Below are 23,035 nucleotides of genomic sequence, written 5' to 3' on the forward strand. Positions count from 1 at the left end.
AACGGCCGCCCAGGGGCCACCGGAGAGCCGGTCAGATCAGCGCCGTCGCCACTGCGGCGCGCGCTTCTCCTGGAACGCCCGCACTCCCTCACCGAGATCCTCGGTCGTGAACGCCAGCGCGAGTTGCGCCTGCAGGTGGCCCAGCGCCTCCCGGAGACCGAGATCGCGGGTGGCGTCGATGGCGTCCTTGCCCAGCTTCATCAGCAGCGGCGACTTGGCGGCCACCCGGTGCGCCCAGTCCCGCACGGTATCGCCGAACTCCTCGTCCGGCACGACCTTGTTGACGATGCCGAGGTCCCGCGCCTCCGCCGCGGTGATCCGCTCCCCCAGCATCATCAGCTCGTTGGCCTTCATCCGGTCGATGTTGCGGTAGATGAGCGCGGAGATCATGAACGGGAAGGCGCCGACGTTGATCTCCGGGCACCCGAACCGCGCCGATTCCTTGGCCAGCACCAGATCGCAGGCGAGCGCGAGCCCGAACGCGCCGGCCAGCACGTCGCCGCCGGCCGCGCAGATCACCGGTTTGCCCAGCGCCCCGATCAGGGTGAACAACCGCGGGAACCGGTCCAGGCCCGCGTACTTGACGATCGGCGGCCGGTCGTCGGCGAAGGCCTTCAGGTTGCCGCCGGAGGAGAACACCCGCTCGTGCGAGGAGCCGAGCACGACCACCCGGACCGACTCGTCGCGCCGCGCTGTCTCCAGCGCCGCCAGCAGGTCGTCAAGCAACTCGTCGCCGAGCGCGTTGCGGGAGCCCGGGTCGTCGAGCGTCACGAACGCGGCGCCGTGGTCGTCGACCTCGTACCGCACCAGCTTCTCACCCATGCAGCAGAACCACCTTTCCGAAGCCGCCACCCTGTTCCAGGTGACGATGCGCGGCCGCCGCCTCGGCCAGGGGGAACGCCCGGTCGATCACCGGCGGTGCGATCGAGTGCTCGTCGAGCAGCCGCAGCAGCCCGGCGAAGTCCCGCGGGCTGCCCATCGTGGTGCCCAGCAGGCTGTACTGTCCGAAGTAGAATTTCCGGACGTCGACCCGCGCGTGCTCGGCCGCGGATGCCCCCAGCACGACCAGCCTGCCGCCGGGCCGCAGCGCCGCCAGAGCCTCCGGCCAGGCGCCGACCGGGTCGAGCACCACGTCGAAACCGCGCCCGCCGGGCGAGAGCTCCTTCGCCGCCCGCTCCCATCCGGCCTCGGTGTAGAGCACCCCGCCGGACGCGCCCAGCGCCCGCGCCTGGTCGATCTTCACCCGGGACGAGGAGGTGACCGCCACGGAGGCGCCGACACCGGAGGCGAGCGCCACCGCCGTGGTGGCGACACCCCCGCCCGCGCCGAGCACCAGCAGCGACTCCCCCGCGCGCAGCCGCGCCCGCGTGAACAGGGCCCGGTAGGTGGTCAGCCCGACGAGCGGGAGCGCGGCGGCTTCGGCCCAGCTGTAGCCTGCCGGACGAGGCGCGAGGCAATCGGCGGGCACCCGCACCAGTTCGGCGTAGGTGCCGGGCCGGTGATCACCCAGGATCTCGAAGCGCGCCCCCGGAGCGGACTCGTCGTCACCCCACCACAGGGACGGCACGATCACCACGTCCTCGCCGGTGTCGGTGCGGACGCCCGCGCCGTCGGCACCGAGGACGTGGGGCAGGGGCGAACGGTACTGCCCTCGCCGCACCAGGACGTCGTGCCAGTTGAGGGCGGCAGCCTCCAGCCGCACCGTCACCCAGCCCGGCTCGGCGGCCGGATCCGGCACCACGCCGGGCCGCAGCACGTCCGCCGATCCGAACTCGCGTAGCACCACAGCCTGCACCGCCCACCTCCGTTGGCTCAACTATTGGACCATAATTCGGGCGCCGTGCCAGAGCAAGGGGCAGGGACCTGGTTTCAGAACGCCGAGTCGCCGATCGTGAGGCGGAGGTACTGCGAGATGGCCTCGGCCCGGTTCTCCACGCACAGCTTGCGCAGGATGCGCTTGACGTGCGACTTCACCGTTCCGTCGGCGATGACCAGCTCGTCGGCGATGCGACTGTTGGTCGCCCCGGTCGCCATCAGGGCCAGCACCTCCAGCTCCCGCCGGGTGAGCAGCGCCTCCAGCGTCGCCGGGGAACGGACTGGCGTCCGCGCCGGGCGCAGCGCCTGCGCCTGGGTGGCCAGGTCGATCTCGGCGTTCGCCAGGTCGTCCAGGACCGCCTCGACACTCCGCATCGCCTCGCGCACCTGCTCGCGCTGTTCCCGCAGGCGGCGCAGCAGCACGGCCCGCTCGAAGAGGCGGCCGAACGCGTCGGCGAAGGCGCCGAGGATGTCGCGGTCCAGTGTCGTCACCGCGCGCGACGCGTAGTCCGCGTGCAGGAACCCGATGACGCGCCCGGTGGGCATCAGCGGGGCGGCGACGTAGGAGTTCATCCCGGATGCCCGCAGCAACGGCTCGTGGACACGGGGATCGGCGCGCGGATCGGTCACGATGGCCGGTTCGCGCCTGCGGACCATCTCGGTCTCCAGCACCAGGGTGTCGAGGTGGATCTCCGGCAGGGTGCGGATCCACTGCCGGAACGCTCGTTCCGCGTCCCGGTGACTCACGGCGAAGCTCTTCCACGGTCGCCAGAGCGAGTTTTCGACGCGGGAGAGCATGACGCGGTCGAAGCCGCACGACTCGACGACCGCCTCGCACGCGCGGTCGAGCAACTCGTCCGGATCGGAAACCCGGCGCAGGCGGGCCAGCCCGGCCTCGAGCGCGTCGCGCCTGCGCACCCGCTCACCGCCGAGGAACTCCCGGATCTCCGAGCGTAGGGCGTAGACCTCGGCCAGAAGCAACGCGGTCGCGGTGGGCCGGTCGGCTTCCGGCAGATGGTCGCGGAGCACGCCGATCAGGACCGCCAGCGCCCCGTCGACCCCGGCCGGATCGTCACCCTGCGGGATCACGGCGTCCGCGAGCGGGCCGGTGAAGGCGACCGCCTCGCTCAGCAACGCCCTGCCCCGGCCGGCCAGCTCCGCTTCTTCGCGCATCCGTTCACAATAACGATCGTTCACGCCGGTGTGCTAGATTCGCGGCGTGGACAGGGACCGCAAGATCCTGGACACGGCCGCGGCCGTGTTCTACGAGAAGGGGTTCCACGGCGTCGGCGTCGACGAACTGGGCAAGCGCGCCGGGCTGAGCGGACCGGCCCTGTACCGGCACTTCTCGGGCAAGGACGAAATCCTCGCGGCGCTGTTCAACGAGGCACTCGACGAGCTGGTGAGCGCGACCGCCCCGGTGCACGACGACCCGGACAAGGACCTCGACCGGCTGATCCGGCACCACGTCGGGTTCGCGGTCGGGCACCGGCACCTGGTGAACATCTACCAGCGCGAGGACCGGTCGCTGGTGGACCCGTGGAAGCGCCAGTTCGACCGGCGCCGCCGCCAGTACATCGGCCGCTGGGAGACCGCGATCGCCCGGTGCTTCCCGGACGCCGCCGCCGACGAGATCGCCGCGGGAACACAAGCCTGCCTCGGGGTGATCTTCTCGATCGCGTACTGGCCCGCGAAGCTGGCGCAGACCCCGGCTCTGGCCGACCTGATCACCGGCTTCGCGACCGCGGGCCTGGCCAGGCTGCGCGGCTGAGGCGGCCCCGGCCTCACCCCTTCCGGAAGCCGAACATCGAGCCCGCGATGCGCCGCAACTGCAGCTCGTCCGAGCCCTCCGTGATGCGGTAGCGCCGGTGGTGCCGGTAGATGAACTCGAACGGCTTGTGCCGTGTGTACCCGACCCCGCCGTGGATCTGCATCGCCCGGTCGGCCGCGCGGCAGGCGAGCTGATTGCCGCGCAGGTTCACCATCGACACCTTGTCCGTCACCCCGGTGCGGCCGTGGGTGTCCATCAGCCACGCCGTCTTGTACAGGGTGTTGCGCAACAGTTCGGCGTCGGTCTGCAGTTCGACCAGCTGCCATTGGATGCCCTGGTGCTCGTGCAACGGTTTGCCGAACACGACCCGCTCCTTCGCGTACCGCACGCTCTCGTCGATGCAGAACTGCGCCGCCCCGAGTGAGGACGCCGCCTGCCGGATGCGGTTCTCGTGGACGAACAGCTGCGCGCAGTCCAGCCCGCGCCCGACCTCGCCGAGCACGGCGGACGAGGGCACCCGCACCCCGTCCAAACGCACCTCCGCGTGGTCGCTCGGCATCGAGAACGTCCAGTGGTAGTACGGGATCTCGAAGCCGGGCGCGTCCGTGGGCACCAGGAACGCCGTGATGCCCTCGGCCTTGCCGTGCCGGCCGGACGTGCGGGCGAACACCAGGTCCACCTCGGCCACGTCGACCACGCTGTTGAACCGCTTGACGCCCGTGATGATCCAGTCGTCGCCGTCGCGGCGGGCGGTGGTCTCCAGGTGGGTGGCATCGCTGCCGTGGCCGGGCTCGGTCAGCCCGAACGCCATCTCCAGATCTCCGCGGATCAACCGTTCCAGGTACCGCTCGCGCTGCTCGGGCGTGCCGTACTCGTGCAGCACCAGCGCCAGCGGCAGGTTCGCCACCACCGACGCCTCGTGGCTGAGCTCCGCGTGCAGCCCGGGACCGAGACCGGCGAGGTGCTCACGGATGACCGCCATCGCCAGGTTCGTTCCGTCGCGCCCGCCGAGCGCCGCAGGAAGCGGGTACCGGTAGAAACCGGCCGCATCCGCGTGTCGCCGCGCTTCGAGCATCAGCTCGCGCCACCGCCGGGTCGGGATGCCGCCGCGGTCGAGATCGGTCCGGGTGAACTCCCGGCGGTGGTCGAACAGGTCCGGGTTCGCCGCCTCCAAGGGCCGGATCCCGGACTCGATGAACACGTCGAGATCCTTCACGAACTGTTCGACATCAGCGGGCACGGACCACTCCATGACACGACCTCTCGTCACCGGGCTTTCCCGCCACGCTAGGAAGAACCACCTCCCTGACCCAGTGCGACCACGCAGGCCACTGTGGACTCCTCCAGCCCGCCGCTCGCACCGGCAGGGGCACCTGTGCTTGTGTCGTGCCATGCGAACCATCACCGGCGTCGCGGAGCTGCGCGCCCTCGTCGGCACCGACCTGGGCACCAGCGCCTGGCACGAGGTGACCCAGGCCCGGATCGACGCCTTCGCCGCGGCCAGCGACGACTTCGAGGACATCCACCTCGATCCGGCCCGCGGCGCGGCAGCCGGGTTCGGCGGCACCATCGCGCACGGGCTCTACACGCTGTCGCTGGGCCCCAAATTCCTGTACGAGATCTACACGATGCGCGGGCATTCGCTCGGGCTGAACTACGGTTTCGAGCGGGTCCGGTTCCTCTCCCCGGTGCCGGCGGGCTCCCGCGTCCGCATGGTCGCCCACCTCACCGGCGCCACGGAGATCACCGGCGGAACCCGCTTCACCCTGACCCAGACGTTCGAGATCGAGGGCCACGCCAAGCCGGCGTGCGTGGCCGAATCGCTCATCGCCTACTTCGACTGAGCCAGCAGGGCGCGCCCCCGCTCGACGACCTCACCCAAGCCGCGCGCGGCCACGACGAGCTGCGGATCCGGGTCGGCGCTGCGCCGGTTGCGCTTGACGAACACCGCCAGCGTCGCCGCCGTCTTGTAGTGGCAGTACGCCAGGAACCACGACAAGTCCGCCACCTCGCCGGGACGGATGCGCCGGTACTCGGCCAGCAACTCCTCGCACGCGGGCATTCCGCGGCCCGCCTCGACGTTCGCGTCGTCGCGGTGCTCGTGGAAGCGGTGCGGCGGGCGGGTGTGCATGAGCAGCCACGCCAGGTCGATCCGCGGGTCGCCGGCCGACCAGATCTCCCAATCGATCACGGCGGTGAGCCGCTCGCCGGTGAACAGCATGTTGGCAAGCCGGTAGTCGCCGTGCTGCAGGCACGGTTCCACCGGGTCCGGGGTCCGGGCCGACAGCTCCCGGTAGAGGCGCGCGTGGCGCGGGGCGATGTCCGGCTCGACCGTGTCGAGCAAACGAGCCCACCGGTCCAGCTCCGCACGCAACGGTGTGGCCGGCTCGGTGACGGCAACGCCCTGCATCCGGGCCAGTGTGCGCGCGGCCCCGCGGGCGCGGGCGGCGATCACCCCGGGGGTCGGCGGGTTGACGGCGACGTCGAGCAGCGGCTCGTAGGACTCCCCCGGCACCTGGCTCATCACGAACAACGGCGGGTCCCCGGCGTCCTCGGCGAGCACCGCCGGCACCGGCACCGCGGTCCCCGCGAGCCGCCGCAGGACGCGCGCCTGGCGCAGCACGTCCCGGTTGCGCACGGGCGCCAGCCCCGGCGGGGCGACCTTCAGCACGACCGGGACGTCGGGGTGGTCCGGGCGGCTCAGCACCGAGGAGAACGTGAGGCTGGAAACCCCGCCGGGCAACCGGCGCAGGCCGAGCAGCCGGCCACCGGGCCAGTGTCGCGCGGCCCGGCGGAGAACGTCGTCGTGATCGAGTTCCGGCACCGGTTCACTGTGCGGCCACGTCCTGCAGCGAGGCAAGGAACGAGCGAGGCGGCGGTGGAGATTTCCACAGTGGCCTCGTGCCGCGCGCTCGAACCGATCGCGGTCGCCGTGTTACAAGCGGAGGATGAACCGTTTCCGCCTCGACGGCAAGGTCGCCGTCGTCACCGGCGCCTCCTCCGGGCTCGGGGTGGCCTTCGCACACGCCCTGGCCGACGCGGGCGCGAACCTCGTCCTGGGCGCCCGCCGGGAAGGCCGGCTCCGCGAGACCGCCGGAGCCGTGGCGACGAAAGCGGTCGCCGTGCGCACCGACGTGACGGCGGTCGGGGACTGCGAGCGGCTCGTCGCCGCCGGAATGGACGCGTTCGGACGGGTGGACGTGCTGATCAACAACGCCGGCACCGGCGGCGAGTACCACCCCGCGACCGAGGACGCGCCGGAGCACTTCCGGTCGGTGGTCGATCTGAACCTGCACGGCGCGTACTGGATGGCACAGGCGTGCGGCCGGGTGATGGAACCCGGATCGTCGGTGGTCAACATCTCCAGCGTGATGGCGTTGACCACGGCGAAGATGCCGGCCGCCGCCTACAGCGCGAGCAAGGCGGGGCTGCTGGGGCTGACGCGGGACCTGGCCGCGCAGTGGGGCTCGCGCGGCATCCGGGTCAACGCCCTGCTGCCCGGCGTCTTCCCCTCCGAAGCCACCGCACACTACAGCGACCGCTACCGGCGCAAGGTGATCGACGCGAAGATCCCGCTGGGCCGCATCGGCGACCCCGGCGACGTGGCAGCGGCCGCGGTCTTCCTGGCGAGCGACGCCGCCGCCTACATCACGGGTGTGAGCCTCCCCGTCGACGGCGGCGTCCTGATCAACTAACGGATCGTCACGACCACCTTGCCGACCGCGCGCCGCGTGTCGATCAGCTCCAGCGCCTCACGCGCCGACTCCAGCGGCAGCACGTGCCCGGCCAGCGGGCGCAGCTCGCCACTCGCCGCAAGCCGTTCCAGCTCGGCGGCCAGCGTCCGCGCCATCTCCGGAAACCGGGCCACGTACGGATCGAGTGCCACACCGACCACACTGAGATCCCGCAACAGCAGCCGGTTGACCTTGACCTTCGGGATCTCCCCCGCCGCGAACCCCACGACCGCCAACCGGCCACCGACGTCGAGGCAGCGCAGGGAATCGGTGAACCGGTCGCCTCCCACCGGATCGACCACCACCGGCACACCCAGACCGCCGGTGAGTTCGCGGACCTGGGCGACCCAGCCTTCGTCGCTCAGCACGACCTCCGCTGCGCCCGCTTCCCGGGCCACGCGCGCCTTGTCCGAAGTGGACACCACCGCGATGGGGCGCCCGCCCAGTGCCCGCACCAGCTGGACCGCCGCGGTGCCGACACCACCGGACGCACCGTGCACCAGCACGTCCTCGCCCTTGGTGAAGTTCACCCGGTGCAGGGAGAACCACGCCGTCGCGTAGTTGAGGTACAACGCCGCCCCCGAGACGAAGTCGAAGTCGTCGGGCAACTTGACCGTGTACCGGGGAATCCCCAGGGCCCGCTCGGCGAGCGCACCCCACACGGTCAGGCTCGCCACCCGGTCGCCCGGCCGGAAACCGGACCCCGGCGGCGCCTCCAGTACGACACCGGCGGCCTCCCCACCGGCGACGTAGGGCGATGGCGAGCCGTGCTGGTACTGCCCACGGGTCTGCAACAGATCCGGGAACGACACCCCGGCCGCGTGCACGTCGATCAGGAGGCGTTCCCCGTCCGCCCAGGGATGGGCGCCCACAGGCTCAGGCACGTCGGCCTCCGCGCCGCCGGAAGGCCCGGTCAGCTCGGTCATCACGAACGCGCGCATCTCACCGCCGCACCATCGTCGAGGTGACCGAGCGAGTGTTGAGCTCGTCGCCACCGTCGACGGTCAGGATCTGCCCGGTGATGCGGGAGGTCCTGGGCGAAGCGAAGAACGCGACCGCGCCGGCGATATCCTCCGGCCGGACCAGACCGCCGGGCATGCTCTCGTTCCACGCGTCGACGATCTCCGGCGGCATCGACAGCACCCCCGAGCTGGCGGTCATGCCGGGCAGTACGGCGTTGGCGGTGACCCCGGTCGTGACGTTCTCCGCCGCGACCGTCTTGACCATGCCCAGCAGCCCGGCCTTGCTGGTGCTGTAGGAGACCTGCCCGGGCAGGCCCTGGGTGCCGGCCGTGCTCGACACGACCACGATGCGACCGAACCCGCGTTCCCGCATCCCGCGCAGGCACGCCTGCAGCACCCGGAAGGTACCGGTGAGGTTGACCGCGAGATCCTTTTCCCACCGGTCGATCGAGAACCCGTGCGCCGAGCCGAACATCGTGGTGAGGCCGGCGTTGCCGACGTAGACGTCGATGTCGTCCAGCGGTGGCAGCTCGCCCGTGGCGATGTCGGCCTGATAGGTGCACCCGGGTTCGCGGTCCAGCGTCTCCACAGTCATGCCCTCGGCTTCGAGCCTGCGCACGATGGCCGCCCCGATACCGCCTTCCCGGGCGGCGCCGGTGACCAGCGCCTTCACCTTCCGATCCTGCGTCACGCCGTCTTCCTTCCGTCTTCGTCGAGCCCGCCCTCGTCGAAGGCGGGCAGTGCGGGATACCCCTGCAGGCGGAGCACCAGCAACGCGGTCTGGACGGTGAGCTGGTCGCCCGCATCCGCCGCCACGTCGAGGCCGGTTGCCTGCCGGACCCGGGCCAGGCGCAGGCGCACGGTGTTCTCGTGCACGCCCAGCCGGGACGCCGACACCCGCACACTGCGCCCGGCGTCGAAGTACTGCTGCACCGTCCACAACAGATCCGCAGCGTCAGCGGTGAGCAGTGGGCCGAGGACGTCGTCGACGTAGGCGCGCACGGCCCCGACCGCGCTGTTGGCGACGAACAGCCGCGCCGGGCCGAGGTCGTCGACGGCCAGGATCCGCGGCGAGTCCGGCCCGACGAACCGGTGGACGCAGTGCGCGACCTCGCGAGCTTCCCGGTAGGCGCGGGCCAGTGCGCCGGGTTCGCACACCGACGACACCCCCACCGCCAGTTGCCCCAGCGTCCGGCGCGTGGCCCGCCGGACCGCCGCCTTCACCCGCCGCACCACCGGCCCGTCCCCTGCCTCGACGAGCAGGAGCACGCCTTCCGAACCGCGGGTGCCCAGCACCTCGGCGCCGAGGATCTCCTCGACCTCGGCGGCCAGCGCCTGCTCGTCGGCGGGCGAACCGAGCACGTACGCCAGCACGCGCCGGGCACGGACGTCGACGCCGAGGTATTCACCGCTGCTGCGCAGGTCGTCCATGGTGGACGAGCCGCGGACGAGCTGGCGGGCCAGCGACGAGCGGGCGTTCCAGGCGACCGTGGCGACCCGCCGCTGCAGGGCGAACTCGGTGCCCAGGTGGTCGGCCGCCCGGTGTGCGATCGTCCGGTCGGCGGGCCGGAACGCGGACGGGTGCTCGACCAGGACGAGCCTGCCGAACGTTTCGTCGCGATGGGTGGCCGGGACGACGAGGTGGCGGTGGGTGAGGCCGTCGAGCCGAGCGGGCGCAAGACCTTCGCGGACGCCGATCTCGTCGAGTGAGCGCATCCGGATCGGGCTCGCGCCGGGCGGGCTCGCCGAGGCGACCATCCGGTCCCGCACGTCGTAGAGCACGGTCACCTTGCCGGTCAGCTCGGCGCAGCAGCGGACCAGCGCGGCCAGACCGCCGGGGACGCCCACCAGGGCACCGAGGTGTCGTTCGGCGGCCAGTTCCGCGGATCGTGCCTCGTGCTCGGCGACCGCCGCGCGGACGACCTCGGCGAGCGCGACAAGGCGGTCGAGCGCGTCCCCGTCCGCGCCGTCCACCACCAGGGCGGCGGTTCTGCCGAGGGGAACGGCGAACTCGCCGTCCCGGATCGGCGGACCGGCGTTCACCAGCCGCACTCGGCCGGTCCCGGCGATGACCGGGGCCTGTTCGAGCACGGCGCGCAGGAGCTCCGGGCTCACGGCCCTGGCTCGGCGAGTTTGGCCCGGATGTCCTCACGCAGCAGGTGCTTGCGCACCTTGCCGGTGGCGGTGAGCGGCAGTTTCTCGACCAGCTCCAGCCGTTCGGGCAGTTTCGGGGTCGCCAGGTCGCGCCCGCGCAGGTATCCGGTGAGCTCGTCGAGCGTCGGTTCCCGGCCCGCGGCCGGCACGACATAGGCGCAGACCCGCTCCCCCAGCCGCTCGTCGGGCATGCCGACAACGGCGACCTGGTCGACCGACGGGTGGTCGGCAAGCAGATCCTCCAGCTCGCGGGCGCTGATGTTGAGCCCGCCGCGGATGACGATGTCCTTGAGCCGGCCGGTGACGCGAACGTAGCCGTCGGGGTCCATGTAGCCCAGGTCGCCGGACCGCGAGTAGCCGTCCGCGGTGAACAGCGCCGCCGTCTGTTCCGGGTCGCGGTAGTACTGCAGCATGTGACTGGGCCCGCGGTAGGCGATGTCGCCCTCGGTGCCGCGCGGCACCTCCTCGCCCAGCGCGTCGACGATCTTGACCGACGCCCCGGCGAGCGCCGCGCCGTCCGAGGTGGCGGACCGCTCCGGCGGGTCGTCGATCGTGCACATGGTCGTGAGGAAGTTCTCCGACCGGCCGTAGAGGCTCAGCACGCGGCAGCCTTGGAACTGCTCACTCGCCCGATGCACGATCGTGCCCGGGATCGGCGAGCCCGCGCACACCCACAGCCGCAGGCTGCTCGCGTCGTGGCGGTCCGGGTCGTAGGCGGCGGTGAGCATCTGCAGGAACGGTGTCGCGGTCACCGCCGCCGTGCACCCGTGCTTGGCGATGCGCTGCAAGCCTTCCTCGGGTTCCCAAGCCTCCATGAGGTGCGACGACGCCCCGGCCAGCATCGGCAGCACGACGCTGGTGACGAGCCCGGTGCTGTGGGTGATCGGCGACGGTCCGAATTGGACGTCGTCCTCGGTGTAACGCACGCTCGTCGCGATCGCCGCGGCGCTCGCGCGCAGGGTGTTGACCGTGTGCAGGCAGCCCTTCGGCCGGGAGGTGGTGCCGGAGGTGTAGACGATGAGGAACGGCTCGTCCGGCGAGGGCGGCGCCGTCACGTCGGCGTCCGGCACGTCCATCAACTCGTCGAGGGCGACGGCGCCCGCACCGCGGACGACGACCAGTTCCTCCAGGTCCGGCAGCTCGGCCCGGAGCCCGCGGAACATCCCGAGGTGGTCGAACCCCTTGAACTCCGCACAGGTGATCGCGACCTTCACGCCGGCGTGGCGAAGGACGTAGCCGACCTCGGCGCCCCGGTAGATCGGCATGATCGGCACGAGAATCGCCCCGAGCCTGCTCACGGCCAGTGCGATGACCGCGAACTCGGTCCAGTTCGGCAGCTGCACCGCGACTCGATCACCCCGCCCGACGCCCAGCCGGCGCAGCCCCGCCGCGAGGCCGGCCGCCTGGTCACGGACGGCCGCGTAGGTCCGCGCCGACGTCCCGTCCGACACGAAAACCTTGTCGCCGTGGGAGCGGGCACGTTCGTCGGCCAGCTGGGCCAGGCCGCCCTCCTGCCAGTAGCCCGCCTGATAGAAGGCCCGGATGTCGTCATCGCCGTAGCGGTCCTGCACGGTCACCGTTGACATGTGCTCGCCTCCGCGGGAGTGCCCCCTCGCCTAATTGGGTCCGACTTTAGAATTGTCGGACCAAAGTTGCAAGGGTCTCGCCTCGCGCCGACCGCGGGACTCATAGGCACCGGCCGGAACGATGCGTCAGCCCGAGTCGGTCCGGGTCTGTGAAACGCGCGGCGTTGAGTCAATCCGGGAGCAGGCGATCAGCCTGGACGGGATGGTGCTGGTCACGGCCAACCCCGCCCACCGGGCTCGCGAACTGGAGTACGCGCTGCGGCAGTCAGGCGCGGTGCGCCTGGTGCACGCTGACGCCTACCGCGGGCGCGGTGCCGCCGGCGATGACGACGGAGATGTTGGTGGCCAGCGCGGTGCCGGTGTAGCGGACCTCGTCGGGGAACAGGCGGGGCGTCAGGGTGAACGAGGCGACCTGCAGGAGGGCATGTTCACCATGATCGCGACGTAGCCGAGAGCGGCCAGCCCGAGGTTGCCGATGTCCATCAGCAGGAACGCGGGGTAGGTGACGATCGCGTACCCGGCGAGCCCGATCGCGGCGACCTTGAACGTGCCGACGCGATCGGCGAGCCGTCCGGTCAGCGACATCAGCGCCACGGCGAAGAGGGTGACGCCCGCAGTGATCCAGTACTGAAGGTCGATTCGACGTAGGCCGCGCCCTGGACGGACGAACGACGGGCGGCGTGCCCGCGCGGCGAACTTGACCGGGCCGGCACCGTCCACTTCGGATTCGAGTACCAGTCCGTTGTGGCGAACCTGCGGGTCGTCGAACTGGAACCGCAGGTCCTCGGCGACCGTCGAGTCCTTCTTCGCCACCCTCAAAACCGAACTACTCCACCACCACACCTGGCCCACCCGAACCGCCGCCACTCCAGCCTCAACTACCAAAGCCCAGCAACCTACGAAACAACCGCAGCCCGACCGCCCTACCAAACCCGTCCACCAAAACGCCACGGGATCAAACGCCCGCCTCCACCCCGACCTGAAGACCTCTCAACCGGGTCTCAGCATCGGCCGCTCGGTTTCTCATTGCCTCGTGGTCCGCCGACCTCCGCTCCCACGCCCGAGAGCCAGCAGCGCCACCGAAGTGCGATCGGCGCAGCCACGACGTCGCCTTGCGGTAGTTGACGGTCCGGGGGTGCTCAGCAAGTCAGCCCCTCCGCCCGGCCTTCCCGTCGGTGGTCAGCACGCCGTCGACCCGGCGCGGGATGCCCAGTGGGTTGCCGTCGCGGAGTGCGGCGGGCAGCAGCTGCTCGGGCACGTCCTGGTAGGTGATGGGGCGCAGGAACCGCCGGATCGCCGTGGCGCCCACCGACGTGTGCAGGACCGCCGTCGTCGCGGGCCACGGGCCGCCGTGGTGCTGCGACCAGGTCACCGCAACCCCCGTGGGCCAGCCGTTGTGGATGAGGCGCCCCACCCTGGCTCCGAGCGCCGCCACCACGGAGGCGGCAGCGGGGTCGTCCGGCTCGGCGTGCACCGTGCCCGTCAGCGACCCCGGGACCCTGCCGAGCGCGGCCGCGAGTTCCTCCTCCGTCGAGTAGGTGACGAGCACCGTCACCGGGCCGAAGCACTCCTCGGTCAGGACGGCGGCGTCGGCCAGGAACGTCCGGGCGTCGGCGGTCACCACCTGCGGGGCCACCCGGTGCCCGGCGCCGTCCTGCTCCGGCCCGTCCAGCAGGGCGCGCACTCCCGGAACCTTCAGCAGCCGTCGCAGGCCTTCGCGGAACCCGCCTTCGATCCGTGCCGTGAGCAGCGGGCCGACCTCCGCCGCGGCCACCCGCTCCGCCACCCGGCCGGGCAGACCGGCCGCCTCGGGCACGAACACCAGACCGGGCTTGGTGCAGAACTGCCCGCTGCCGAGCATCGCGCTGCCCGCCAGACCGTCCGCGATCTCGTCCGGCCGGGCCGCGGCCGCGGCGGCCGTGACGACGACCGGGTTGATGCTGCCCAGCTCGCCGTAGAACGGGATCGGGTCGGGACGCGACATGGCGACGTCGAACAGGGCCCGGCCACCGCCGGGTGAGCCGGTGAACGCGACGGCGGTGACCGCCGGATCCGCCACCAGGGCCCGGCCCGCCGCCTCGCCGTGCACCAGGGTCAGCACGCCCTCGGGGGCGCCGGCCGCGGACAGGGCGCCGGCCAGGATCTCCACGGTGCGCACCGACAGCCCCGGATGCCCGGGGTGCGCCTTGACGACGACCGGGCAGCCGGCGGCGAGTGCGCTCGCCGTGTCACCGCCTGCCACGGAGAAGGCGAACGGGAAGTTGGACGCGGCGAAGACCGCCACCGGCCCCAGCGGGACGAGCATGCGGCGCAGATCGGTGTGCGGGGGCACCGCATCCGGGTTCGGGCTGTCGAGGGTGGCCTCGCAGAACGCGCCGTCCCGGAGCACCTCCGCGAACAGGTCGAACTGCGCGGCGGTGCGGGCGAGTTCGCCGGTCAGGCGCGGCACGCCGAGCGCGGTCTCGGCATCGGCCAGCGCCACCAGCTCGCCGGAGTGGTCGCGCAGGGCCTGGCCGAGATCCGCGAGCAGCGCGGCGCGCTCCGGGAAGGAGAGCCCGCCCAGCCACGGCGCGGCCTGCGCCGCCCGCGAACACACCTCGCGGATCTCCTCCGGTGTGGTGTCGGCGATTTCCGGGCCGATCGCGGCTCCGGTGCGGGGATCGACAGCGCGGCTCATCGGCCACCTCCTCCGGTCACGGGACAGCGCAACGGTTTCCCGGCCAGCGCCCGTTCGGCCTCCTCCGCGGCCAGCCGTTGCAGCGCGGCCAGCGAACTGTCCGAATAGAACGCGGCGTGCGGGGTGAACAGGATCTGCGGCAGCTCGCGCAGCGGCGAGTCCGCGGCGAGCGGTTCGGGGTCGAAGACGTCCAGCGCGGCCGCGGCGACGCGGCCCGCCCGCACCGCCCCGGCGAGCGCTTCGTGGTCGACCAGCCCGCCACGCGAGGTGTTGACCAGCACCGCACCCTCGCGCATCCGGGCGAACGCCGCGGAGCCGAGCAGGTGCCGCGTCCGCGGGGTCAGCGGTGCGTGTAGCGAGACGGCGTGCGACTCGCGCAGCAGCGTGTCCAGGTCGGTGACGGTGAGCCCGTCGGCGGGCTCGGCGTAGGGGTCGTGGGCGAGCACGCGGAACCCGAACGCGGCGAGCCTGCGGTGCACGGCCAGCCCGATCCGGCCCAGGCCGACCAGTCCGACCGTGGTGTCGGCGAAGCCGGGAATCGAGCCGAGATCACTCGGGGCGCACCAGCCGGTCTCGCGGATGCGCCGGTCGTAGGCCGGGATCTTGCGGAGCAGGGTCAGCAGCAGGGCGACGGTGTGGTCGGCGACGGTGTCGCTGCCGTAGTCCGGCACCGTGGCCACCGAGATCCCGCGCGCCTCGGCCGCGGCGACGTCCACGTTGTCGTAGCCGATGCCGTAGCGGATCACCGTCGCGCCGGGCGCCATCGCCGCGAGCACCGCGTCGGTCACCGGGGCGAAGTTCACGAACGCCACGTCGGCGCCGGCCACCGCCTGGATCGTCTCGTCCTCGCTGCGGCAGGCGTGCACCGAGAACTCCGCGCCGAAGCGCTCGGCGACGGCCGCCTCGTCCGCCACCCCGCCGAAGGCGTGATCGGTGACGACCACCCGGGTCACGAGACCACCTCCGCCGCGCTCCGCAGCAGGCCGCGCCCGGCGAGGTTGGCCATCAGCGCGCGGATGCCGAAGGTCCAGTCCTCGGCCGCTTCCGCGGTGGTGACGACGTTGACCAGCGTGCCCAGCGCGGGCGAGCTTATCGCGACGACATCGCCCTGCCGGTGGGTGAAGCCCTGCCCCGGCTCGCCGCGGTCCTCGGTCGGCGCGAACATCGTGCCGGTGAACAGGACGAACCCGTCGGGGTAGCTGTGGTGGGCGCCGTGCGCGTGCCGGATCAGGTCGGTGAGGTCCCGGCTGATCTCGCTCACCGGGTTCACGCCGTGCAGGGTGAACCCGTCGCCGCCGGTGATGTCCAGCGCCACCTCGGTGGCTCGCGCGTCGTCCAGCGTGAAGCCGTCGTCGAACAGCCGCAGGAACGGGCCGATCGCGCAGGAGGCGTTGTTGTCCTTCGCCTCGGTGAGCAACAGCGCGCTGCGCCCCTCGAAGTCGCGCAGGTTCACGTCGTTGCCCAGGGTCGCGGCCACCGGCGTGCCGGATGAGCTGACCGCGAGCACCAGCTCGGGCTCCGGGTTGTTCCAGGTCGAGCGGGCCAGCACGCCGATCTCGGCGCCGGTGCCGACCGCGGACAGGACGGGCGCCTTGGTGAAGATCTCCGGGTCCGGACCGATGCCGACCTCGAGGTACTGGGACCACAGGCCCTCCTCGACCAGCACCTCCTTGACCCGGGCCGCCTCCGGCGATCCGGGCCGTAGCTGGGCGATCCGGCCGCGGACCACCTCGGCGATGCGGGACCTGATCTCCTCGGCCCGGGCGGGGTCTCCCTTCGCGCGCTCTTCGATCACGCGCTCGAGCATGCTGCGGACGAACGTCACGCCGGCCGCCTTGACGACCTGCAGGTCGACCGGGGCCAGCAGGTGCGGGGCGGTCCGGTCGCGCCGCAGGGTGGCGTCGATCAGCGCGGACAGCTCCCAGTGACCGCCGCCCTCGTGCCCGCGGACTATCGAGACCGCGTCGGGCCGGTCCAGCAGCTCGGAGACCGTCGGAACGACGTGGGTGAGGTCCACGGCGCGGTCACCCCGGATCGCCGCGACGCACGGCCCGCCGACCGCGGGGTCGAACACGCGGGCCACCAGGGTGGCCCGCTCGGCGTCGGCGGGGAGCACGGCCCCGGCGTAGGCGTGCAGGTTCATGGATTGACAGCCCTCCTCGTCGCGCCCACACGGGCGCCACCAATGTCCTATCATCGTACAAAGATGCCGTCAATGCACCGGTTCCATCGCCACACAGGCGGCGCGGCGCGCGGCAACCCGCCTGCTTTGTCGTACGATCGCCGAATGGCCGAAGCACTCCACAAGCGCCTGTCGGAAACGCTCGCGGACAAGCTGCAGGACGAGATCGTGCGGCTGGCGCCGGGCGAGCGCCTCCCGACGGAAGCCGAGCTCGCCCGCCGCTTCGACGTCTCGCGCACCGTGGTGCGGGAAACGGCCCGGCTGTTGATCCAGCGTGGACTGGTCACGGTGAAGCCCGGCCGCGGCATGACGGTCGCCGAGCTGGACGGACGGCTGATCGCGGAGCAGTACGGCCTGCTGATGCGGCGCAGCGAGGGCTCGTTCGCCCAGCTCCTCGAACTGCGCCTGGTGCTCGAGGTCGAGATGGCGCAGCTGGCCGCGGCCCGGCGGACCGAGCAGCACCTCGCCGACCTCGAGGACGCGAACCGGCGACTGGCCGACGCACTGGACCGGCCCGAGGCCCGCGACGAATTCCTGGACGCCGACCTGCGGTTCCACGAAATCGTGGCGCGGGCGAGCGGAAACCCGTTCTTCTCACTGGTGATCGGCCCGCTCAACGGGTTCCTGCGCGACACCTACCGCACCGGGCCCGGTTACCCCTCCGAAGCGGCCAACACGCTGGAGGAGCACGTCCAGATCGCCGAGGCCATCGCCGCCGGCGACCCCTCCCGTGCCCGCTTCGCCACCGAGAACCACCTGCGCCGCGTCATGCGACACCGGGACCGCCTGCTGGCGGAGAAGCAGCCGATCCCCACCCGCACCTGAACCGGCGCGATCACCCTCTTGCGCGACACGCGACTCCCGCTCTAAGGTCCGATTATCATACAAAGATCGCACCGCTTGCGCGGCGAGTCCGCGCGCATCAGGGAGTTGAGGCAATGCAGCCCGATGAGCCCGTGCTCGTCTGCCGGAACTTCGTCGCGGGAACCTGGCGGGACACCACGGGACCGGGAATCGACCGGACCAACCCCGCCACCGGCGAGGTGGTCGCGGTAGCCCCGCGCTCCACCGCCGCCGAGGTCGACGCGGCAGTCCGCGCCGCCGCCGACGCCTTCCGCGGCTGGCGCCGCACCGTCCCGGCCGAGCGCGCCGCGTGCCTGCACCGGCTCGCGGAAGCCTGCGCCGGCCAGGTGGACGACCTCGCCACCGCGATCACGCGCGAGCAGGGCAAGCCCCTGGACGAGGCGCGCGGCGAAGTCCGCAAGTTCATCGCCGCGCTGCACTACTACGCCGAAGAGGCCACCCGCGTCTACGGCCGCACCATCCCGAACGACGCGCCCGGGTTCACCAGCATCGTGGAGAAGGAACCCCTCGGCGTCGTCGCGGGGATCGTGCCGTGGAACTACCCGATCGAACTCATCGGCTGGAAGCTCGCCGGCGCCGTCGCGGCCGGCTGCACGATCGTGATCAAGCCGTCGGAGTACACCCCCGGTTGTGCCCAGGTGCTGTCGGAGTGTCTCGCCGGGACGCTGCCCCCGGGCGTGGCCAACATCGTGTTCGGCGACGGCTCCACCGGGCAGGCGCTCGTGGCGCACCCCCAGATCGCGAAGGTGGCCTTCACCGGCTCGATGTCCACCGGGCAGGCGCTGTACCGGGCGGTCACCGGAATCACCGGGCTGTCCCTGGAACTCGGCGGAAGCTGCCCCATGATCGTCACCGGCACGGCCGACGTGCCCGACGCGGTGCGCGGCGCCACCCGCCGCGCGTTCCGCAACGCCGGCCAGATCTGCATCGCGATCAACCGGATCTACGTGCACGGCTCGGTCTACGACGAGTTCGTCGACGGGCTCGCGGCCGCGGCGGACGCGCTCACCGTCGCCGACGGGCTGGCCCACCCGTCCGCCGACGTCGGCTCGCTGACGATGGACGAGACCTACCGACGCACCCTCGACCACATCGCGGACGCGGACAAGCGCGGCGCGCGGATCGTGGCGGGCGGCGGCCCGCTGGACGGTCCCGGATTGTTCGTGCGCCCCACGGTGATCGCCGACGCGCCCGACGACGCGCTCGTCATGACCGAGGAAACGTTCGGTCCCGCCGTCGGCGTCGCCCGCTTCACCGACCTGGCCGACGCGATCGACCGGGCCAACCGCGTGCCCGGCGGCCTCGCCGCGTACGCCTACACCAACGACACCCGCGAAACGTTCACGCTCGCGGCCGACCTGGACTTCGGCAACGTGGCCATCAACAACGTGGACGCCGGGATCATCAACGCGCCCTACGGAGGCCGCCGCGAGAGCGGGTTCGGTTCCGAGCACGGGCCCGAAGGCCTCGAGTCCTACCTCCAGCTCAAGCACGTGAGACTCCGCCACGGCGCGCGATGACGCGCCGGACAGCGCAACGACGCGCGGGAAAGGACAACAACATGCTGATCGGCATCGACCTGGGTACCTCGGCGTGCAAGGTCATCGCGGTGTCACGGTCGGGTGAGGTGGTCGCCAAGGTGCTGCGCCACTACCCGGTGCACACCACCAATCCCGGCTGGGCCGAGCAGGACCCCACCGACTGGTGGGCGGCCACCGACGACGCGCTCGCCGCCGTCACCGCGAGCCTGCCCGACCGCGGCCGGGAAGTGACCGGGATCGGCCTGTGCGGCCAGATGCACGGGCTGACCGCGCTGGACGAGACCGGCGAACCGCTCCGGCGGGCCATCCTGTGGAACGACCAGCGCGCCGCGCGGGAGTGCGAGTGGATCACCGAACGCGCCGGCGGTCTGGACGAGCTGCTGCGCATGACCCGCAACCGGATGCTGCCCGGCTTCACCGGCTGCAAGATCGTGTGGTTCCGCGAGCACGAACCGGAACTGTTCGCCCGGACCCGCCGCATCCTCAACCCCAAGGACTACCTGCGGCTCCGGCTGACCGGTGAGTACGCCACCGACGTCTCCGACGCCTCCGGGACCGGCCTGTTCGACGTCGCGAACCGCCGCTGGTCCGACGAGCTCCTGGGGCTCCTCGGCATCGACCGCGCACTGCTGCCCGACGTCGTCGAATCCGTCGAGGCCACCGGCACCGTGCTGCCCGGCCTCGCCACCCGGTGGAACATCCCCGAAGGCACACCGGTGTTCGGGGGCGGCGGCGACGCGGTCATCCAGACCACCGCGATGGGCCTGCTGGACACCGGACCGGTCGGGTTCACGATCGGCACCGCGGGCATCGTCGCCGGCGGCGCGTCCCGGTGCCCGGACAACCCCGGTGGACGGGTGCAGGTCTCCTGCGGCAACGAACCGGGACGCTGGCACGTGATGGGGGTGTCGCTCAGCGCGGGCGGCGCCTTCCAGTGGCTGCGCGACGCGCTGGCCCCCGCCACCGCCGCCGACCCGGTCACCCTGGAACGGCTGTCCGAGCTCGCCCGCGACATCGGGCCTGGCTCGGAAGGCCTGTTGTTCCTGCCGTACCTGCTCGGCGAACGGTCCCCGCACGTCGCCCCCGAGGCGTCGGCGAGCTGGGTGGGACTCACCCCGATGCACCACCTGGGCCACATCGCGCGCAGCGTGATGGAAGGCGTCGTGCTGAACATGCGGGAGATCCTCGAGGTCTACCGGCAGGCCGGGCTGCCGTGCGACCGGGTGGTGGCCTCCGGGGGCGCGACCAAGGAACCGCTGTGGCTGCAGATCCTCGCCGACGTCCTCAACCGGGAAACCGTCACCGTCACCGGGGTGGCCGAAGGCGGCGCCTACGGTGCCGCGCTCGCCGCCGGGGTGGGGATCGGCTGGTGGCGGGACCTCACCGAGGCCGTCGGCATGCTGGCCGTGGAGCAGACCTTCACACCGGACCCCGCCACCGTCGCCGTCTACGACCAGATCTTCCAGCGGCACCGGCACCTGTACGAGGGCCTGCGCCCGCTGTTCGCCGAAACGGTGCCGGCGTGATGCGGGCGGTGGTGCTCGACCTGGACGGCACTCTGGTCGACAGCGCCCCGGACATCGCCAGGGCACTCACCTCCGCCCTGACCGCGCATGGTCTGCCCGGGATCGACGCCGATCGGGTCCGCGGCCTGCTGGGCGGCGGCGCCGCGGAACTCGTCCGCGGCGCGCTCGACGCCGTCGGCGGTGATCCCGCGCTCGCGGGTCCGGTGCTGGCGGCCTACTCCAGTGCCTACCGGGCCGAACCGGCCGCGGCGACCACCGTGCACGCCGACGCCCGCGAAGCACTCCAGGCGTTGCGGGACAAGGGAATCCGCGTCGGGGTGTGCACCAACAAGCGCACCGGCCTGTCCCACGACGTCCTCGCCGCCACCGGGCTCGCCCCGCTGGTCGACGTCGTCGTCGGCATCGACGCGGTGCCCGCGGGCAAACCCGACCCAGGGCACCTCGCAGCCGCGCTCACCGCGCTGGACGTCGCCCCCGCCGACGCGCTCTACGTCGGCGACACCGGCATCGACGCGCTCACCGCACAACGCGCCGGAGTGCCCTACCGGCACGTGTCCTGGGGGCACCCGCTCCCGGGCGTGACCACCATCGACACCTTCGGCGCACTGGCCGAGGGCTTGGCGGACAAGGAGTTCCATGCAACCGAGCAGTGACCAGGACCGGGCGAAATGGGCGGCCGGTGTCGGCGCCATCGAAACCTACGTGCACGACGGGATGAAGCTGGGCCTGGGTTCGGGAACCACCTCGCACTGGTTCGTGCGCGCGCTCGGCAAGGCGGTGGCCGACGGCCTCGACGTCGTCGGGGTGCCGACCTCCACCGCCACCCGGGATCTCGCGATGGAGGTCGGCGTGCCGCTGACCACGCTCGCCGAGGCGGTCCGGCTGGACCTCACGATCGACGGCGCCGACGAGATCGACCACGACGGCGCCATGATCAAGGGCGGCGGCGCCTGCCTGCTGTGGGAACGCATCGTGGCCGACGCGTCGGACCGGATGGTCGCGGTGGTGGACGACAGCAAGGTCGTCCCGGCGCTGGGCGCGTTCCCGCTGCCGATCGAGGTCATCCCGTACGAGTGGGAGTCCACGAAACGCTCGATCGCCCGGTTGCTGGACAAACTCGGCCATCCCGCCGCCGAACTGGCGCTGCGCACTCGTGACGGGGCGCCGGTCGTCACCGACAGCGGCAACTACCTCATCGACGCCCACCTGAAGTCCATCGCCGACCCGCTGGCGATCGACGCCCAGCTGAACTGGATCCCCGGCGTGGTGGAGAACGGCCTGTTCACCGGAATCGCGGACGAGATGGTCGTCGGCCGCGCCGACGGCACCTACGACGTCCGCGACTGCGGGAGCGCACCCACCGCACGCCCGTCCACGACCCCGCGAGGTGACCGATGACCAGCCCGACCCTGCCGGTGTTCTCCCTGGCCGGCCGCACGGCGATCGTGACCGGCGGCGCCCAGGGCATCGGCGAAGCCATTGTCACCGGGGTGCGCGACTCGGGCGCCCGGGTGTTCATCTGCGACATCAACGACGAAGCCGGCAAGGCCACCGCCGAGCGGCTCGGCGTCGAGTTCGTCGCCGCCGACGTCACCGACTCCGCCGCCGTGGAGGCCGCGTTCGACCACGTCGTCAGCGCCGCCGGGCGGATCGACATCGCCGTGAACAACGCCGGCATCGTGCACAACCACCCCAGCGAGTCGCTGTCCGACGGCGACTGGCGCAAGGTGCTCGCCGTCAACCTCGACGGGGTGTTCCACTGCTGCCGCGCCGCCGGTTCCCGGATGCTCGCCCAGGGCGGCGGGAGCATCGTGAACACCGGCAGCATGAGCGGGCACATCAGCAACTTCCCACAGCCGCAGGCCGCCTACAACGCGGCGAAGGCGGGCGTCATCCACCTCACGAAGTCACTGGCGGGCGAATGGGCCGGCCGCGGCGTCCGGGTCAACTCCGTCTCCCCCGGCTACGTCGGCACCGAACTGACCCAGCGCGGGATGGACAACGAGGAGTGGCGCCGCGCCTGGCTCGCGGGCACCCCGATGAACCGGGTCGCCACGCCCGCCGAGATCGCCCCCGCGGTCGTCTTCCTGGCCTCCGACGCGGCCGCCTTCTGCACCGGCACCGACCTCGTCGTCGACGGCGGCTACACCGTCTGGTGACCCGCCACTGATCCAGTCCGCGCCACCCGCCCGGCGGCACGTCCGCCGGGCGGCGTTGCGCCCT

Annotated in this window: 23 protein-coding genes; 10 read left to right on the plus strand and 13 right to left on the minus strand. The window is 72.0% G+C overall.

Annotated elements, in window-relative coordinates; genetic code table 11:
- Window positions 1-36 precede the first annotated feature (36 nt).
- From AMYTH_RS0110325 to AMYTH_RS44565, 3 genes are read right to left on the minus strand one after another with little or no spacing between them, the layout of a single operon-like run.
- Window positions 37-822: an enoyl-CoA hydratase/isomerase family protein gene (locus AMYTH_RS0110325; RefSeq protein ID WP_027930254.1), complete on the minus strand. Its 786-nt coding sequence runs from the start codon at window positions 820-822 to the stop codon at window positions 37-39.
- Complete coding sequence (locus AMYTH_RS0110330; RefSeq protein WP_228684691.1) at window positions 815-1,816, minus strand: zinc-binding dehydrogenase; 1,002 nt, start codon at window positions 1,814-1,816, stop codon at window positions 815-817. The genes AMYTH_RS0110325 and AMYTH_RS0110330 overlap by 8 nt, the downstream gene beginning before the upstream one ends.
- Window positions 1,817-1,869: 53 nt before the next feature.
- On the minus strand, window positions 1,870-2,988 hold the full coding sequence (locus AMYTH_RS44565; protein WP_051362632.1) for a LuxR C-terminal-related transcriptional regulator: 1,119 nt from the start codon (window positions 2,986-2,988) through the stop codon (window positions 1,870-1,872).
- A gap of 46 nt (window positions 2,989-3,034) precedes the next feature.
- On the opposite strand from AMYTH_RS44565, the gene AMYTH_RS0110340 reads away from it, so the two are divergent.
- Entirely contained in the window at window positions 3,035-3,586 is a 552-nt protein-coding gene (locus AMYTH_RS0110340) for a TetR/AcrR family transcriptional regulator (protein ID WP_027930256.1), read from the plus strand.
- 13 nt (window positions 3,587-3,599) lie between these two features.
- Here the strand turns inward: AMYTH_RS0110340 and AMYTH_RS0110345 are convergent, their stop codons facing one another.
- A complete protein-coding gene (locus AMYTH_RS0110345; protein ID WP_228684693.1) occupies window positions 3,600-4,826 on the minus strand; it encodes an acyl-CoA dehydrogenase family protein in 1,227 nt (408 codons plus the stop codon).
- A 151-nt stretch (window positions 4,827-4,977) separates the two neighbouring features.
- Between AMYTH_RS0110345 and AMYTH_RS0110350 the strand changes: the two genes are divergently transcribed.
- A complete protein-coding gene (locus tag AMYTH_RS0110350; protein WP_027930258.1) occupies window positions 4,978-5,430 on the plus strand; it encodes a MaoC family dehydratase in 453 nt (150 codons plus the stop codon).
- On the opposite strand, the gene AMYTH_RS44570 is transcribed toward AMYTH_RS0110350, so the two are convergent.
- Window positions 5,418-6,410: a phosphotransferase family protein gene (locus tag AMYTH_RS44570; RefSeq protein WP_037322489.1), complete on the minus strand. Its 993-nt coding sequence runs from the start codon at window positions 6,408-6,410 to the stop codon at window positions 5,418-5,420. The genes AMYTH_RS0110350 and AMYTH_RS44570 overlap by 13 nt on opposite strands.
- A 124-nt stretch (window positions 6,411-6,534) precedes the next feature.
- Here AMYTH_RS44570 and AMYTH_RS0110360 point away from each other — a divergent pair, with 124 nt between their 5' ends.
- Window positions 6,535-7,281 (plus strand): SDR family NAD(P)-dependent oxidoreductase, encoded by a 747-nt coding sequence (locus AMYTH_RS0110360; RefSeq protein ID WP_027930259.1) that lies wholly within the window; start codon window positions 6,535-6,537, stop codon window positions 7,279-7,281.
- On the opposite strand, the gene AMYTH_RS0110365 is transcribed toward AMYTH_RS0110360, so the two are convergent.
- From AMYTH_RS0110365 to AMYTH_RS0110380, 4 genes are read right to left on the minus strand one after another with little or no spacing between them, the layout of a single operon-like run.
- The gene (locus AMYTH_RS0110365; RefSeq protein ID WP_027930260.1) at window positions 7,278-8,261 is read right to left on the minus strand and encodes an NADPH:quinone oxidoreductase family protein; all 984 of its coding nucleotides are present in this window, start codon (window positions 8,259-8,261) and stop codon (window positions 7,278-7,280) included. The two genes, AMYTH_RS0110360 and AMYTH_RS0110365, sit on opposite strands and share 4 nt — an antisense overlap.
- Window position 8,262: 1 nt before the next feature.
- A complete protein-coding gene (locus AMYTH_RS0110370; protein ID WP_027930261.1) occupies window positions 8,263-8,973 on the minus strand; it encodes an SDR family NAD(P)-dependent oxidoreductase in 711 nt (236 codons plus the stop codon).
- The gene (locus AMYTH_RS44575; RefSeq protein WP_051362633.1) at window positions 8,970-10,397 is read right to left on the minus strand and encodes a PucR family transcriptional regulator; all 1,428 of its coding nucleotides are present in this window, start codon (window positions 10,395-10,397) and stop codon (window positions 8,970-8,972) included. The genes AMYTH_RS0110370 and AMYTH_RS44575 overlap by 4 nt, the downstream gene beginning before the upstream one ends.
- Window positions 10,394-12,022 carry an AMP-binding protein gene (locus AMYTH_RS0110380; protein ID WP_027930262.1) on the minus strand — a complete coding sequence of 543 codons (1,629 nt, stop codon included), beginning with the start codon at window positions 12,020-12,022 and terminating at the stop codon, window positions 10,394-10,396. Before AMYTH_RS0110380 ends, AMYTH_RS44575 begins: the two co-directional genes overlap by 4 nt.
- A 121-nt stretch (window positions 12,023-12,143) precedes the next feature.
- On the opposite strand from AMYTH_RS0110380, the gene AMYTH_RS48770 reads away from it, so the two are divergent.
- Window positions 12,144-12,470 carry a hypothetical protein gene (locus AMYTH_RS48770; RefSeq protein ID WP_157360574.1) on the plus strand — a complete coding sequence of 109 codons (327 nt, stop codon included), beginning with the start codon at window positions 12,144-12,146 and terminating at the stop codon, window positions 12,468-12,470.
- On the opposite strand, the gene AMYTH_RS0110385 is transcribed toward AMYTH_RS48770, so the two are convergent.
- From AMYTH_RS0110385 to AMYTH_RS0110400, 4 genes are all read right to left on the minus strand, one after another.
- Entirely contained in the window at window positions 12,416-12,835 is a 420-nt protein-coding gene (locus AMYTH_RS0110385) for a hypothetical protein (protein WP_027930263.1), read from the minus strand. The genes AMYTH_RS48770 and AMYTH_RS0110385 overlap by 55 nt on opposite strands.
- Window positions 12,836-13,169: 334 nt before the next feature.
- Complete coding sequence (locus tag AMYTH_RS0110390) at window positions 13,170-14,699, minus strand: aldehyde dehydrogenase (NADP(+)) (protein WP_084022563.1); 1,530 nt, start codon at window positions 14,697-14,699, stop codon at window positions 13,170-13,172.
- Window positions 14,696-15,652: a C-terminal binding protein gene (locus AMYTH_RS0110395; protein WP_027930265.1), complete on the minus strand. Its 957-nt coding sequence runs from the start codon at window positions 15,650-15,652 to the stop codon at window positions 14,696-14,698. The genes AMYTH_RS0110390 and AMYTH_RS0110395 overlap by 4 nt, the downstream gene beginning before the upstream one ends.
- Complete coding sequence (locus AMYTH_RS0110400; RefSeq protein WP_027930266.1) at window positions 15,649-16,842, minus strand: fumarylacetoacetate hydrolase family protein; 1,194 nt, start codon at window positions 16,840-16,842, stop codon at window positions 15,649-15,651. The genes AMYTH_RS0110395 and AMYTH_RS0110400 overlap by 4 nt, the downstream gene beginning before the upstream one ends.
- 144 nt (window positions 16,843-16,986) lie before the next feature.
- Here AMYTH_RS0110400 and AMYTH_RS0110405 point away from each other — a divergent pair, with 144 nt between their 5' ends.
- The 6 genes from AMYTH_RS0110405 (at window position 16,987) to AMYTH_RS0110430 (ending at window position 22,971) form a co-directional block, all read left to right on the plus strand.
- Window positions 16,987-17,706, plus strand: coding sequence for a FadR/GntR family transcriptional regulator (locus tag AMYTH_RS0110405; protein ID WP_027930267.1), 720 nt, complete (start codon window positions 16,987-16,989; stop codon window positions 17,704-17,706).
- Between the two features lie 113 nt (window positions 17,707-17,819).
- Window positions 17,820-19,265, plus strand: a complete 1,446-nt coding sequence (locus AMYTH_RS0110410; protein ID WP_027930268.1) for an aldehyde dehydrogenase family protein — start codon at window positions 17,820-17,822, stop codon at window positions 19,263-19,265.
- 41 nt (window positions 19,266-19,306) lie between these two features.
- Window positions 19,307-20,812: a xylulokinase gene (gene xylB / locus AMYTH_RS0110415; protein WP_027930269.1), complete on the plus strand. Its 1,506-nt coding sequence runs from the start codon at window positions 19,307-19,309 to the stop codon at window positions 20,810-20,812.
- Window positions 20,812-21,465, plus strand: coding sequence for an HAD family hydrolase (locus tag AMYTH_RS44580; protein ID WP_051362634.1), 654 nt, complete (start codon window positions 20,812-20,814; stop codon window positions 21,463-21,465). The genes xylB and AMYTH_RS44580 overlap by 1 nt, the downstream gene beginning before the upstream one ends.
- Complete coding sequence (gene rpiA, locus AMYTH_RS0110425; RefSeq protein ID WP_027930270.1) at window positions 21,449-22,210, plus strand: ribose-5-phosphate isomerase RpiA; 762 nt, start codon at window positions 21,449-21,451, stop codon at window positions 22,208-22,210. The genes AMYTH_RS44580 and rpiA overlap by 17 nt, the downstream gene beginning before the upstream one ends.
- On the plus strand, window positions 22,207-22,971 hold the full coding sequence (locus tag AMYTH_RS0110430) for an SDR family NAD(P)-dependent oxidoreductase (RefSeq protein WP_027930271.1): 765 nt from the start codon (window positions 22,207-22,209) through the stop codon (window positions 22,969-22,971). Before rpiA ends, AMYTH_RS0110430 begins: the two co-directional genes overlap by 4 nt.
- The last annotated feature ends 64 nt before the right edge of the window (window positions 22,972-23,035 follow it).

The sequence above is a fragment of the Amycolatopsis thermoflava N1165 genome, assembly GCF_000473265.1.
Classification (GTDB): domain Bacteria; phylum Actinomycetota; class Actinomycetes; order Mycobacteriales; family Pseudonocardiaceae; genus Amycolatopsis_E; species Amycolatopsis_E thermoflava.

Coding starts and splice junctions, on each gene's coding strand:
- AMYTH_RS0110325 (WP_027930254.1), bottom strand. CDS start 822: ATGGGTGAGAAGCTGGTGCGGTACGAGGTCGACGACCACGGCGCCGCG.
- AMYTH_RS44565 (WP_051362632.1), bottom strand. CDS start 2,988: ATGCGCGAAGAAGCGGAGCTGGCCGGCCGGGGCAGGGCGTTGCTGAGC.
- AMYTH_RS0110350 (WP_027930258.1), top strand. CDS start 4,978: ATGCGAACCATCACCGGCGTCGCGGAGCTGCGCGCCCTCGTCGGCACC.
- AMYTH_RS0110360 (WP_027930259.1), top strand. CDS start 6,535: ATGAACCGTTTCCGCCTCGACGGCAAGGTCGCCGTCGTCACCGGCGCC.
- AMYTH_RS0110365 (WP_027930260.1), bottom strand. CDS start 8,261: ATGCGCGCGTTCGTGATGACCGAGCTGACCGGGCCTTCCGGCGGCGCG.
- AMYTH_RS0110380 (WP_027930262.1), bottom strand. CDS start 12,022: ATGTCAACGGTGACCGTGCAGGACCGCTACGGCGATGACGACATCCGG.
- AMYTH_RS48770 (WP_157360574.1), top strand. CDS start 12,144: ATGCGTCAGCCCGAGTCGGTCCGGGTCTGTGAAACGCGCGGCGTTGAG.
- AMYTH_RS0110390 (WP_084022563.1), bottom strand. CDS start 14,699: ATGAGCCGCGCTGTCGATCCCCGCACCGGAGCCGCGATCGGCCCGGAA.
- AMYTH_RS0110400 (WP_027930266.1), bottom strand. CDS start 16,842: ATGAACCTGCACGCCTACGCCGGGGCCGTGCTCCCCGCCGACGCCGAG.
- AMYTH_RS0110405 (WP_027930267.1), top strand. CDS start 16,987: ATGGCCGAAGCACTCCACAAGCGCCTGTCGGAAACGCTCGCGGACAAG.
- AMYTH_RS0110410 (WP_027930268.1), top strand. CDS start 17,820: ATGCAGCCCGATGAGCCCGTGCTCGTCTGCCGGAACTTCGTCGCGGGA.
- xylB (WP_027930269.1), top strand. CDS start 19,307: ATGCTGATCGGCATCGACCTGGGTACCTCGGCGTGCAAGGTCATCGCG.
- AMYTH_RS44580 (WP_051362634.1), top strand. CDS start 20,812: ATGCGGGCGGTGGTGCTCGACCTGGACGGCACTCTGGTCGACAGCGCC.
- rpiA (WP_027930270.1), top strand. CDS start 21,449: ATGCAACCGAGCAGTGACCAGGACCGGGCGAAATGGGCGGCCGGTGTC.
- AMYTH_RS0110430 (WP_027930271.1), top strand. CDS start 22,207: ATGACCAGCCCGACCCTGCCGGTGTTCTCCCTGGCCGGCCGCACGGCG.